Origin of the sequence: Bradyrhizobium forestalis, assembly GCF_002795245.1 — a bacterium.
Classification (GTDB): domain Bacteria; phylum Pseudomonadota; class Alphaproteobacteria; order Rhizobiales; family Xanthobacteraceae; genus Bradyrhizobium; species Bradyrhizobium forestalis.
Map to the genome: position 1 here is coordinate 323,733 of NZ_PGVG01000002.1, position 12,573 is coordinate 336,305.

The window sequence follows — 12,573 nt, forward strand, 5'->3', positions numbered from 1 at the left end:
CGTCCGAATGGGCTTACTGCCCTCGCAAACTCCTGCGAGGGCATGAGGTTCGGATCATGCCTTGCTTTTCTTCGCCGGCGTAGCGGTATCGGGCGCATCTTCGCGATGCTCGCCGACGCCGAGATAGATCAGGATCGGGGCCGCAATGAAGATCGAGGTGTAGGTGCCGACCAGCACCACGCCGAACATCATCACCGCGGTAAAGCTGTGGATGGCATGACCGCCGAACAACAGCAGCGCGAGCAGCGCCAGCGTCACCGTGAAGTGAGTGATGATCGAGCGCGACAGCGTCGAGTTGATCGACTCGTTGAGCAGCTGCGGCATCGGCATCTTCTTGTAACGCCTCAGCATCTCGCGGATACGGTCGTAGATGACGACGGTGTCGTTGAGCGAATAACCGAGGATCGTCAGGAGCGCGGCGATGCTGGTCAGGTCGAAATCGACCTGGCTGATCGACATGAAGCCGATCGTCAGCACGATGTCGTGCACGTTGGCGATCATGGCGCCAAGCGCGAACTGCCATTCGAAGCGGAACCAGAGATAGATCAGGATCGCGACGATCGCGAGCATCAGGCCGAGCATGCCGTAGGCCAGGAGCTCGCCGGCGACGCGCGGACCGAGCACCTCGGTGCGCTGAATGTCGACGCTGTCGCCGAGCGCGCCTCGAAGCTTCTGCAGGGCTGCCTGCTGTGCGGCGTCGCCACCCGGCTGTTCCGCAACGCGGATCAGCACGTTCTCGGGGCCGCCGAACTGCTGCAACTGGACTTCGCCGAGACCCAGGGCGTCGAGCGTGGTTCGCATCGCCGCGATGTCGGCGGTGCCTGACCTCGCCTTCACCTCCAACAGCGTGCCGCCCTTGAAGTCGATACCGAGGTTCAGGCCATGGGTGAAGAACAGCGTGATCGCGACGATCGACAGCGCCGCCGAGATCGGGAAGCTGATGCGGCGAAAGCGCGTGAAGTCGAAATGCGTGTCGTCCGGGACGATGCGCAACGAGGGCAGCAGGCCGAGGGCCGCAACCACGGTGAGAATGGCAATGAGGACGCCGAGCCCGATGAGAACGGTGTGAATCACGATCAGGCTCCTAGATCGGCACGCTCTGCGGCCGCTTCCACCGCACCCACCATGCCACGATCAGCCGGGTCAGGGTGAAGGCGGTGAACACCGTGGTGATGATGCCGATGCCGAGCGTCACGGCAAAGCCGCGCACCGGGCCGGTGCCGATGTAGAACAGCACTGCGGCGGCAATGAAGGTGGTGATGTTGGAATCGAGGATGGTCGCGAGCGCCCGCTTGAAGCCGGCGTCGATCGCCGAGATCGCATTGCGTCCGCCGCGCAGCTCCTCGCGGATGCGTTCGTAGATCAGCACGTTGGAGTCGACCGCGATGCCGACGGTGAGCACGATGCCGGCGATGCCGGGCAGCGTCAGCGTGGCGTTGAGCAGCGACAACAGGCCGAAGATCATGGCGACATTGATGGCCACCGCGATGTTGGCGAACACGCCGAACAGGCGGTAGGTCAACAGCATGAAGACGATGACGAGGATCGAGCCGACATAGGCGGCGAGCTCGCCCTTCTCAATCGAATCCTGGCCGAGGCCCGGACCGACGGTGCGCTCCTCGACCACCGTGAGCGGCGCCGGCAGCGCGCCGGCGCGCAGCAGGATGGCAAGGTCATTGGCCGATTGCACGGTAAAATTGCCGGAGATCTGGCCCTGGCCGCCGGTGATCGGCTCGCGGATGACGGGCGCCGAGATCACCTTGTTGTCGAGCACGATCGCGAACGGCAGCCCCACGTTCTCCTGCGTGGCCTGCGAGAATTTGCGCGCGCCCGACGTATTGAACTTGAAGCTGACGACCGGCTCACCCGTGCGCTGGTCGAAGCTCGCCTGGGCGTCGGTCAGGTCGCCGCCGGCGACCAGCACCTGCTTCTTGACCACGTAGGGCGTCGGCGGCGGCGATGCGCTCATCAGCAGCTCGGACTCCGGCGGCAACCTGCCCGCTTGCGCCTGATCCGGCGGCACGGAGGTGTCGACCATGCGGAATTCCATCTTCGCGGTCTTGCCGAGCAGCTCCTTCAGGCGCGTCGGGTCCTGGAGACCCGGGACCTGCACCAGGATTCGGTCGTTGCCCTGGCGCTGGATCACGGGCTCGACGGTGCCGAGCTCGTTGACGCGGCGTTCGACGATCTGGATCGACTGCTCGATGGTCTTGCGCATGCGGTCGAGCATCGCGGCTTGCGGGATGCTCAGGCGGATCACGCCGCCGCTGGCATCAGCCACCTCGAGGTCGCGCTGACCGCTGGATCCCATGAGGCCGCCCAGCGGCTGGGACAGCTCCCGCAGCTTGGCGAGTGCGACCTGCGCATCGGTCTCCTTGGTGATGCGAACCTCGACCGCGTCGTTGCGCACGGTGACGCCACCGGTGAAGCCGATCTTGGCGTCGCGCAACGTCCGGCGAACGTCGTCGCGGATCTGGTCCAGCCGCTCCTTCTTCACATAGGCAGAATCGACTTCGAGCAGCAGATAGGAGCCGCCCTGGAGATCGAGGCCGAGCACGAGCCGGCGCTGCGCCCAGGCGGGCCAGGTCTTGACCTGCGCCTCAGGGAAGAAGTTGGGGACCGCGCAGAGGCACACGATCAGCGCCGTCAGGATGATCCCCAGCGCCTTCCACCGCGTGAAATACAACATCGACTGGACCTGTCAGATCAGGAGACTTGAGCGACTCGCGGTGAAGCTCTCACTTCGCCGCGGTGTCGTCCTTGGCGCTTTCCTTCGAGCTTTCTTTCGCCGGCTCGCCCTTGGCACGCACGCCCGAGATCATCTGGCGCATCTGCCGCACACGCACGCCGTCGGAGATCTCGAACTCGATCTGGTCGTCGTCGACGACCTTGGTGACCTTGCCGACGAGGCCGCCCGAGGTCACGACGGTGTCGCCGCGGCGGATGTTCTTCACGAGCTCGGCGTGGTCGCGCACCTTCTTCTGCTGCGGACGCAGAATCAGGAAGTACATGATCACGAAGATTAGGGCGAACGGCAGCAGCGACATCAACATGCTGTTGGTGTCGCCGGCGCCCGCGGCCTGGGCATACGCAGGGGTAATCAGCATTCGGACGATCCTCGTGAGAACGGGGGAAAGCCGGTCAGGCCCTCGAGGGCGACCGGTTCGGTCAAATTCGCGCGGACTATAGCGGCCATTGCCCCAATTGCAACGCTGCCAGACCGCCCTTTTGGGCCACCTTGCGGCGCGCCGTGAGGCCCGATAAGGCTGCGTTCTCAGGAACTTCGGACATGCCCAAAAAACCAAACAAAAGCCCGGCCGGCAAAGGCCTCCCCACCCCCGCCAGGAAGCCCGCCCGCGTCGCGGCAAAACGCCCCACGGCAGCCTCAAAAGCAATCGCCAAGACAGCCCCGGACCTCTCCCAAGAGCGCATCGTCCGCGCGCTGGAGACTATTGCGGCGCACCTTTCGGCCCAGGGCAACCCGGCCCTCGAGCCCGAGTCGTTCGAACGGGCGGATGCCTATGTCTGGCACCCCGACGGGCGCCTGGCGGCCGTGCCGCGGGTCAGCCGCGTCGAGCTGTTCCTGCTCAAGGGCGTCGATCGGATGCGCGACATCCTGATGGAGAACACCGAGCGCTTCGCCAATGGCCTGCCGGCCAACAACGCCCTGCTCTGGGGCGCGCGCGGCATGGGCAAGTCATCGCTGGTGAAAGCGGCGCATGCCAGCCTCAACGCGGAGCGCAAACCGGCCGACAAGCTCAAGCTGATCGAGATCCACCGCGAGGACATCGAGAGCCTGCCAGCACTGATGGAGCAGCTTCGGGCCTCGTCCTTCCGCTTCATCGTGTTCTGCGACGACCTCTCCTTCGACGGCAACGACGCCTCCTACAAGTCGCTCAAGGCCGTGCTCGAAGGCGGCATCGAAGGCCGGCCCGAGAACGTCATCCTCTACGCCACCTCCAATCGCCGCCATCTGCTGGCGCGCGAGATGATCGAGAACGAGCGCTCGACCGCGATCAATCCGGGCGAAGCGGTCGAGGAGAAGGTTTCGCTGTCGGATCGTTTCGGCCTCTGGCTCGGCTTTCACCGCTGCAGCCAGGACGAATACCTCGCCATGGTGCGCGGCTATTGCAGCCATTTCGACATCAAGATCGACGACGAGGCCCTGGAGCGCGAAGCGCTGGAATGGTCGACGACGCGCGGCTCCCGCTCGGGCCGCGTCGCCTGGCAGTTCGTGCAGGAGCTGGCCGGACGGCTCGGCGTGAAGCTGACGGCGACGTAGCGAACACTATCGCCCCACACACAACTGTCATTCCCCGCGCAGGCGGGGAATCCAGTACGCCGCGGCTTATCGGCTCAACAATGTCTGTCTCTGGAATACTGGGTCGCCCGGTCAAGCCGGACGACGACAGCGTCAGTGCGGAGACTGCGCCGGCCTCACGCCCCATTCAGGAATTGAAGCGGGTCAACCGGGCTCGATCCCTTGCGGATCTCGAAGTGGAGCTGCGGCGACGCCACCTCCCCGGATTGACCCGACTTGGCAATGACCTGACCGCGCTTGATGGTATCGCCGCGCTTCACCAACAGCTCACTCGCATGGGCATATGCGGTGACGTAGCCGTTGGAGTGCCGAACCAGGACCAGATTGCCGTAACCTTTCAGCTCGTTGCCGGAATAGGCAACGACGCCGTCTTCAGCCGCCTTGACCGGCGTCCCCTCGGGCACCGCGAGATTGATGCCGTCATTGGACTTGCCATTGGTCTTGGCGCCGTAGCTCGTGACCACCTTGCCGCGCACCGGCCAGCGGAAGGTCGGCAGCGCGCCGGTGGCCTCCGCGGCCTTCGCCGGCGTCTCGGCGGGCTTCTCTTCGACATTGGCCGTGGCCTGAGCCAGGCGCGCGCTCTGCACGGGCGCGGCAGCAGCGGCCATCTTGGTGACGGGCGCCGGAGCGGCCGCTACGGGCTGGAGCGTTCCGGCCACCGGAGCAGCCCCGACCGGAGCCGCGGCAACCGGCGCCGCGACAGCCGCGGTCTTGGCGCCGGGTACGGTCAGCTTGGTGCCGAGCTTGAGTTTTGCAGACGGATCAAGACCGTTGGCACGGGCGAGTTCAGCCGCCGGGATATGGTTCTTGCGGGCGATGCTGGCGAGCGTGTCGCCGCGGTTCACGAAGTGCGTGCTCGACGGTGCAGCGACGGCCGCAACCGGCTTCGCTGCAGGCACTGCCGCAACGGGAGCCATCGCGGGCGCCGGTGCAGCGGCCGCCGCCGGATGCGGGATGATCAGCTGCTGGCCGGGCGAGAGCGCTCGCGGGCCCTTGTAGCCGTTGGCGGCAAGGATCGCCTGCGGCGTGACGTGGTAGCGCTTGGCGAGCACGTCGAGCGTGTCGCTGGTGCCGACGATGATCTTGGTCCCGCCGGCCGGCTGGGCGGCCGCGACCGAGCGCGGCGGCACCGTGGCCGTGGTTTCGAGGTGCGGCTGAGCCGGAGGGGCATACGAGCTGACGCCGCGTCCGCCGCCGGACACTCCGCCGCCAGAGGCAACGGGATAGGATTGCGGGGCGGATACCGCGGGGGGAGGCAGAGGCTGCGACTGGTAGTAACCGGGCTGCGTCTGCGGCCGCGCATATTGCGGCAGCTCACGCTGCGGCGGCGGCGCCTGCTGCACCGACCCCGTCTGTTCGGAAGCGAAGGGATTGGAAAAATTTGACTGGGACAGCCGCGACGACATGTCGGCGCTGCACCCAGCAAAGCTGAAGGAGATCAGCGCCAGCACCGCGACCTGCGGCACGCGGCGCGAGTAAAGCAACTCGACGACAGCGGACATGGTTACTCACTCGTACGCAACAGAACTGATGTTTTAAGTAAACACGCGCCGAGTAAATAACGGCTTAACCCTCCCAATAAGATGTTGGCGGCACAGCCAATCCGGGATTCTACAGCTCCCGCGCCACGCCGGGCAGTGCCGGCACGAAGCGGACCTCGACGAGTTCCTTGCGCTCGATCCCGGCTTCTGTGCGGGTCAGGCGGGTCAGCGTCTGCACGCCCTGATGCGGGCCGACGGGGGCGATCAGGATGCCCCCGACCTCCAGCCGCTCGACCAGGTTCTCCGGAATCTGCTCCATCGCGGCGGTGACGATGATGCGGTCGAACGGGCCGATATTGGGAGGCAGATTGAGGCCGTCGCCCAGCATCACCTCGACATTGTGGCAGCCGAGCTTCTCGAGCCTGGCGCGCGCCGTATCCGCCAGCTTGCGGTAGCGCTCGACCGTGAGCACCTGCCCCGCGAGCCGCGATAGCACGGCGGCCTGATAACCGGAGCCGGTGCCGATTTCGAGCACCCGATGCTGCTTCTGGAGCTGGAGCTGCTCGGTCATGTAGGCGACGACGAACGGCTGGCTGATGGTCTGCCCACAGGCGATCGGCAACGCGCTGTCACGATAGGCACCGTCGCGATCGGCCTCGTCGACGAAAAGCTCGCGCGGCACCTCCTCCATGGTCCGCAGCACGGCCTGATCGCTGATGCCCCGACGCCTCAGCGTCAGCTGAAACATCATCTTCTCCGGCGGGTGCTGATGGGACGTCATTGCTGCTGCTATTGCTGATCTCGGCTGGCGGATCGCCGTACTGCACCGCAAGAACCCGAGACGAGAATCTTGTTCCGGCTCAGGAACTCATGATAGCCTTTCGGTGCAGCATTTGACCACAGTCGAGCTATCAACGCGCTAAGTCATTTGCAGGTTTGGGTTCGCCGAAACGCGCATTGCGTCGCTTATCTTTATCTGCGAACGTTCGCGAGTATGGGCAAGGACTCACCTATGACTGCGACAGGGCTTTCGGGCCGCTCTGTTTTCCTCGTCGAGGACGAGGTCATGATCAGAATGATGGTCGCGGACATGCTGGAGGAGCTCGGCTACAAGGTTGCCGCCGAGGCGGGCGATATCACCGAGGCCATGCGGCTTGCGCAATCCACCGAGTTCGACCTCGCCATTTTGGACGTCAACGTCAACGGCAAGGTCATCTCGCCGGTCGCCGATGTCATCAGGGCGAAGGGCTGCCCGTTCATCTTCGCCACCGGATACGGCTCCTCCGGCCTGCCCGAACAGTACCGCGACCGGCCGGCACTCCAAAAGCCGTTTCAGCTCGACGCGCTCGGCAAGACCATCGAAGCCGCGCTTCGCGGCGGCTAGCCCTACTTCAACGTGAGGCTCAGCTCTTCCGAAAACGCTTCGTCCGTGCGGTCGAGCCTGAGCGGGGTGACCGAGACGTAGCGCTCGCGCAGCGCCGCGAGATCGGTGCCGTCGGCGGGCGTATCCATCATCGCGGTGCGCTCGAAGCCGATCCAGAAATAGGGATTGCCGCGACCGTCCCTGCGCTCGTCGATCCTGAGGAAGCCGAGATTGCGCTTGCCTTGCCGCGTGACGCGGATGCCCAGCACATCCTCCGGCGCGCAGGACGGGAAGTTGATGTTGATGACGGTGTCCTTCGGAACGCCGGCGGCGATCACCTTGCGCAGGATGTCGGGCCCGAATTTGCGCGCGGTGTCCCACGGCGGCCGTTCGCGGGTCTCGACGCTGAACTCCTGCGACAATGCGAATGACGGCAATCCTAGGATGGTGCCCTCCAGCGCGCCGGCAATGGTGCCGGAATAGACGACGTCCTCGGCGACATTGCGGCCCTTGTTGACGCCGGACAGCACGACATCGGGCAGCTTGGCGCCCAGGATATGGCGGGCTCCCATGATGACGCAGTCCGTCGGCGTGCCGCGCACGGCGAAGTGCCGCGGGCCGACCTCGCGCAGGCGCAAGGGATCGTTCAGCGACAGCGAATGCGACACGCCGGACTGGTCAAGCTCGGGCGCCACCACCCACACGTCGTCCGACAAGGCGCGCGCGATCTCCTCCACGACCTTGAGGCCGGGAGCGTGGATGCCGTCGTCATTGGTGCAGAGAATGCGCATGCGAAAGGTCGATCCCAGAAGCCGTTTGACCTGTCATATCCGGCCGTGGCCGATCAGGCAAACCGGACGATTGCGGTCCAGCGGCAGGTTCCCGGCCTGGTCCCGCTAGCGGCGAATGCGCCATTGCGGCAGGAAGCGCGCGAGCCGGCCCTCCGCACGCAGTTGCATCGCCGGCACAACCGGACTCACGACGGGAGCCTCGATGACGCCGAGCGCCTCCAGCTGCGCGACGAACGGATCAGAGCCCGGTGCCTGCGGAAAGCGTTCGCGCGCCACCGTCAGCGCCTTGTCGAAGTCTGCAGCGTTGACTCCGGGCTTGGCCCGTCGGCTCTGCACGAGATCTTCGTCCCACAGCCGCGCGATCTCGATGTCGAGCACGCCGCGCAGGCGCTGATCGATGGCCTGGATGCCGTCACCCGTCACCGCCCATTGTCTACCGACCCAGAAGATATCGCGGTGCAAGGCCATGAACGGTGGGGTTCGCGTTGAGGGGCCGGCAGGATAGCCGGCCGCCCGATCTTCGCAACCCTACTCGCGCGCGATTACCTTCAGCCCGCCCATATAGGGCTGGAGCACGCTGGGGACCGCGATCGAGCCGTCCTCCTGCTGATAGGTCTCCATCACCGCGATCAGCGCGCGGCCGACCGCAGTGCCGGAGCCGTTCAGCGTGTGCACGAAGCGCGGCTTGCCGTCGGGCCCGCGCGAGCGCGCATCCATGCGCCGCGCCTGGAAGTCGCCGCAGACCGAGCAGCTCGAGATCTCGCGGAACATGCCGCCCTCACCCTGCCCGGGCATCCAGACCTCGATGTCGTAGGTTTTTTGCGACGAGAAACCCATATCCCCTGCGCAGAGCGTCATCACGCGATAATGCAAGTCGAGCTTCTGCAACACCTGCTCGGCGCAGGACAGCATCCGCTCCAGCTCGTCCTTGCTCACTTCCGGCGTCGTGATCGAGACCAGCTCGACCTTGGTGAACTGGTGCTGGCGGATCATGCCGCGGGTGTCGCGCCCCGCAGCGCCCGCCTCGGCGCGGAAGCACGGCGTCAGCGCGGTAAGCCGCATCGGTAACTGCTTCTCGTCGAGGATGGATTCGCGCACGAGATTGGTGAGCGACACTTCAGCGGTGGGGATCAGACCGAGGCGCTCGGTCTTCAACCGCTCATGGTCGGGCGAGGCGAGCAGCTCGCCCTTGATCGCCCAGAACTGGTCGTCCTCGAACTTCGGCAATTGCCCGGTGCCGAACATCACCTCGTTGCGCACCAGCAGCGGCGGATTGATCTCGGTGTAGCCGTGCTCGGTGGTGTGCAGGTCGAGCATGAACTGGCCGATCGCGCGCTCGAGCCGCGCCAGCCCCTTCTTCAGCACGACGAAACGCGCGCCGGAGAGCTTTGCTGCCGCCTCGAAATCCATGTAGCCGAGCGCGGTGCCGAGATCGTCGTGCAGCTTCGGCGCAAAACCGTAGTTGCGCTTGTTGCCGAACACGTGGCGCTGCACGTTACCGTGCTCGTCGACGCCGTCGGGCACTTCGTCGAACGGAATGTTCGGGATCGCGGACAGCTCTTTCGTCAACTCATCGTCGGCGGCTTTCGCAGCCGCTTCGAGCTCCGGCATCGTGGTCTTGAGCTCGGCGACTTCAGCCATCAGCTTGGCCGCGCGGGCCTCGTCCTTGGCCTTCTTGGCGTCGCCGATCTCCTTGGAGGCCGCATTGCGCCGCGCCTGCGCCTGCTCCGAAGCCAGGATCGCCGCACGCCGCCTCTCGTCGATCGCCAGCAGCGAGGCCGACATCGGCTTCAAACCGCGCCGTGCGAGGCCGGCGTCGAAGGCTTGCGGATTGTCGCGGATCGATTTGATGTCGTGCATGGCTGTGGTCCTGGGGCTTGTTGCAAGCCTGCAAATCGTGGATTTGCATTCATGCAAGCATGCAAATGGCCGCTCCCACTAGCACAGCTGTCATCATCCGCGAAGGCGGATGATCCAGTATTCCAGAGACGGCGGTGATTCCACGATAGGCCGCGGCGCACTGGATTCCCCGCATTCGCGGGGAATGACAGCGGTGGGCTTGGCCGCCCTACTCCGCCGGCTTGGCCGGTGTCGACACGTCGGTGCCGGTGGTCGCTTGCGCGGCTGCCACCTTCTTCTCCACCATCGCCACCGCGATGATCGAGCCCTCGTACAGCGCCAGCAAGGGGATCGCGAGCGAGCACTGGCTGAGCACGTCGGGCGGCGTCAGCACGGCCGCGATCACGAAGGCGATGACGATGAAATAGCGCCGCTTCTCGCGCAGCATTTTCGAGGTCACGATGCCGATGCGGCCGAGCAGCGTCAGGATCACCGGCAGCTGGAAGGCGATGCCGAAGGCGAAGATCAGCGACATCATCAGCGACAGATATTCACCGACCTTGGGCAGCAGCTGGATCTGCGCGGTCTCGTCGCTGCCGGCCTGCTGCATGCCGAGCGAGAAGCGCACCAACATCGGCAGCACGACGAAATAGACCAGCGCCGCGCCCAGCACGAAGAAGAACGGGGTCGCGACCAGATACGGCAGGAAGGCCTGCTTCTCGTGCTTGTAGAGCCCGGGCGCGACGAACTTGTAGATCTGCGTTGCCACGATCGGGAACGAGATGAAGCCGGCGCCGAACAGCGCGAGCTTGAGCTGGGTGATGAAATATTCCAGCAGTGCGGTGTAGATGAACTTGGAATTCTCCGGCCCCGCGACCCACACGAACGGCCAGACCAGCACGTTGTAGATCTGCTTGGCGAAGAAGAAGCAGAAGATGAAGGCCACGCCAAAGCCGAGCAACGCCTTGATCAGCCGCGAGCGCAGCTCGATCAGATGGTCCATCAGCGGGGCTTTGCTGGCCTCGATATCGGCGTCGGTCATGACGCTTTGGCGTCCTTGATCGGTTCGGATGGTGCGGTGTCCTGCGCGACCTTTGCCTGCTCGACCTCACGGGTGATGGCGAGTGGCTCGTTCGCAGCCGCATGCGCCTCGGCCTCGACGAAGGTCGCGGGCGGCGGCGCTTCCGGAGTGGTCGGAGTAACAGGAGGTTCGACAGCTGTGGCGGCCGGCGTCTCTGCCGGCTTGTCCAGCGCATCGACGCGGAGCGCGTCGCTGACGTCCTTCTGGAGCGAGGTCAACGGATTGAACCCTGTGGCGGCTTCCTTGACCTCGTCGAAGCTCTTCTTGAGGTCGGCCATCTCGGCCTCGCGCATCGCTTCCTGGAACTGGCCCTGGAATTCGGCGGCCATCTTGCGGGCCTTGCCCATCCACTGTCCGACCATGCGCAACACGCCCGGCAGCTCTTTCGGGCCGATGGCGATCAGGGCCACGACCCCGATGAGGACCAGTTCACTCCACCCGATGTCGAACATGAGGTCTTCCGTTCACGCCAGCCGGAGCCGGCCCAATCCTCGCGCGCAGGATCGGGGCCGCCACCCGTGTCTCGCGTGCTCTCTGGCTCAGACGGCCTTGCTGCCGACGTCGGACCGTGCCGCGGTCGGCGCAGCATTGTGCTCGATCGACTTGGCCGGCTCGGGCTTCTCGGCGGGCTTGTCGTCGTCCTGCATGCCCTTCTTGAACGCCTTGATGCCCTGTGCCACGTCGCCCATCAGATCCGAAATCTTGCCGCGGCCGAACAGCAGCAGGACCACTGCGATCACCAAGATCCAGTGCCAAATGCTGAGTGAACCCATCCTGCAACCCTCCAAACGCGCATGGCCGGGGACCCGGCCGATCTTTACCGAAACCTAGGCTTGGCAGGGCTCAAAAACAAGGACCAAGGCAGCGCCAATTCGCTGTCGGCGCTACGCAATCTTGCTAGTGTTAACCGGTCGCAGGCCCCGTAGACGAACGGGCGTCACTCCTCGCTGCCGCCTTCGCTGCCACCCTCGCCGCCGCCCTCAGGCGTCTCAGGCTCAACCGCAGGCGCCAGCGCGAGATCGAGGTCCTCGCCCGGTTCCAGCGGATCCTCATCCTCGCGCAGAGCCGGGTCATCGGACGGCGTCGGCACGCTAAATCCGGTGGGCAGGCGCGAATCCAACAGGCCCGTGCCCTTCAGCTCTTCCAGGCCCGGCAGGTCGCCGAGCTGTTCCAGGGTGAATTGCGACAGGAACTCCTCGGTGGTTCCGAAGGTCAAAGGACGGCCGGGCGTCTTGCGGCGGCCACGCGGCTTGATCCAGCCGGTCTCCAGCAGCACGTCGAGCGTGCCCTTTGAGGTGACGACGCCGCGGATCTCCTCGATCTCGGCCCGCGTCACCGGCTGGTGATAGGCGATGATCGCCAGCACCTCGATCGCGGCGCGCGACAGGCGCCGGGTCTCGGTGCTCTCCCGCGTCATCAGCCAAGCCAGATCGCCGGCGGTGCGGAACGTCCATTTGTTGGCGACGCGGACGAGGTTGACGCCACGTGAGGCATAATCGGCCTGCAATTGCTCGAGCGCAGCCTTGACGTCGACGCCCTCGGGCATGCGCTTGGCCAGGGTCGCGGTATCCAGCGGCTCACTCGACGCAAACAGCAGCGCTTCCAGCAGCCGCAATTCTTCGGGACGCGCCTGGGATTCGTTCTCCATCGGCTCGGCCTCTTCTACCCGCACTTCAGCCAGGCTTGCCATGGCAGAT

The 12,573-nt window shown here is 65.2% G+C and carries 14 protein-coding genes; 2 read left to right on the forward strand and 12 right to left on the reverse strand.

The window, feature by feature from the left end:
- Positions 1 to 54: 54 nt before the first annotated feature.
- From secF to yajC, 3 genes are read right to left on the reverse strand one after another with little or no spacing between them, the layout of a single operon-like run.
- On the reverse strand, positions 55 to 1,074 hold the full coding sequence (secF, locus tag CVM73_RS03910) for a protein translocase subunit SecF (RefSeq protein WP_100230675.1): 1,020 nt from the start codon (positions 1,072 to 1,074) through the stop codon (positions 55 to 57).
- A 10-nt stretch (positions 1,075 to 1,084) separates the two neighbouring features.
- Positions 1,085 to 2,689 carry a protein translocase subunit SecD gene (gene secD / locus CVM73_RS03915; RefSeq protein ID WP_100230676.1) on the reverse strand — a complete coding sequence of 535 codons (1,605 nt, stop codon included), beginning with the start codon at positions 2,687 to 2,689 and terminating at the stop codon, positions 1,085 to 1,087.
- 49 nt (positions 2,690 to 2,738) lie between these two features.
- On the reverse strand, positions 2,739 to 3,107 hold the full coding sequence (gene yajC / locus CVM73_RS03920; RefSeq protein WP_027576227.1) for a preprotein translocase subunit YajC: 369 nt from the start codon (positions 3,105 to 3,107) through the stop codon (positions 2,739 to 2,741).
- 182 nt (positions 3,108 to 3,289) lie between these two features.
- Here yajC and CVM73_RS03925 point away from each other — a divergent pair, with 182 nt between their 5' ends.
- Positions 3,290 to 4,282, forward strand: a complete 993-nt coding sequence (locus CVM73_RS03925) for an ATP-binding protein (RefSeq protein ID WP_100230677.1) — start codon at positions 3,290 to 3,292, stop codon at positions 4,280 to 4,282.
- Positions 4,283 to 4,437: 155 nt separating this feature from the next.
- Here CVM73_RS03925 and CVM73_RS03930 read toward each other — a convergent pair whose 3' ends face one another.
- A complete protein-coding gene (locus CVM73_RS03930) occupies positions 4,438 to 5,823 on the reverse strand; it encodes a LysM peptidoglycan-binding domain-containing M23 family metallopeptidase (RefSeq protein WP_100230678.1) in 1,386 nt (461 codons plus the stop codon).
- A 109-nt stretch (positions 5,824 to 5,932) separates the two neighbouring features.
- Positions 5,933 to 6,583: a protein-L-isoaspartate(D-aspartate) O-methyltransferase gene (locus CVM73_RS03935; RefSeq protein ID WP_100230679.1), complete on the reverse strand. Its 651-nt coding sequence runs from the start codon at positions 6,581 to 6,583 to the stop codon at positions 5,933 to 5,935.
- A 231-nt stretch (positions 6,584 to 6,814) separates the two neighbouring features.
- On the opposite strand from CVM73_RS03935, the gene CVM73_RS03940 reads away from it, so the two are divergent.
- Complete coding sequence (locus CVM73_RS03940) at positions 6,815 to 7,186, forward strand: response regulator (protein ID WP_100230808.1); 372 nt, start codon at positions 6,815 to 6,817, stop codon at positions 7,184 to 7,186.
- A 2-nt stretch (positions 7,187 to 7,188) separates the two neighbouring features.
- On the opposite strand, the gene surE is transcribed toward CVM73_RS03940, so the two are convergent.
- From surE to scpB, 7 genes are all read right to left on the reverse strand, one after another.
- Positions 7,189 to 7,956, reverse strand: coding sequence for a 5'/3'-nucleotidase SurE (gene surE, locus CVM73_RS03945; RefSeq protein ID WP_100230680.1), 768 nt, complete (start codon positions 7,954 to 7,956; stop codon positions 7,189 to 7,191).
- Positions 7,957 to 8,061: 105 nt separating this feature from the next.
- Positions 8,062 to 8,424: a hypothetical protein gene (locus CVM73_RS03950; RefSeq protein WP_100230681.1), complete on the reverse strand. Its 363-nt coding sequence runs from the start codon at positions 8,422 to 8,424 to the stop codon at positions 8,062 to 8,064.
- Between the two features lie 60 nt (positions 8,425 to 8,484).
- Positions 8,485 to 9,816: a serine--tRNA ligase gene (gene serS, locus CVM73_RS03955; protein ID WP_100230682.1), complete on the reverse strand. Its 1,332-nt coding sequence runs from the start codon at positions 9,814 to 9,816 to the stop codon at positions 8,485 to 8,487.
- A gap of 208 nt (positions 9,817 to 10,024) precedes the next feature.
- The gene (gene tatC, locus CVM73_RS03960; protein ID WP_100230683.1) at positions 10,025 to 10,837 is read right to left on the reverse strand and encodes a twin-arginine translocase subunit TatC; all 813 of its coding nucleotides are present in this window, start codon (positions 10,835 to 10,837) and stop codon (positions 10,025 to 10,027) included.
- Positions 10,834 to 11,328: a Sec-independent protein translocase protein TatB gene (gene tatB, locus CVM73_RS03965; RefSeq protein ID WP_100230684.1), complete on the reverse strand. Its 495-nt coding sequence runs from the start codon at positions 11,326 to 11,328 to the stop codon at positions 10,834 to 10,836. Before tatB ends, tatC begins: the two co-directional genes overlap by 4 nt.
- An 87-nt stretch (positions 11,329 to 11,415) precedes the next feature.
- Positions 11,416 to 11,649, reverse strand: coding sequence for a twin-arginine translocase TatA/TatE family subunit (locus CVM73_RS03970; RefSeq protein WP_018642198.1), 234 nt, complete (start codon positions 11,647 to 11,649; stop codon positions 11,416 to 11,418).
- Positions 11,650 to 11,813: 164 nt separating this feature from the next.
- Entirely contained in the window at positions 11,814 to 12,566 is a 753-nt protein-coding gene (scpB, locus tag CVM73_RS03975) for an SMC-Scp complex subunit ScpB (protein WP_167406606.1), read from the reverse strand.
- Positions 12,567 to 12,573: the final 7 nt, after the last annotated feature.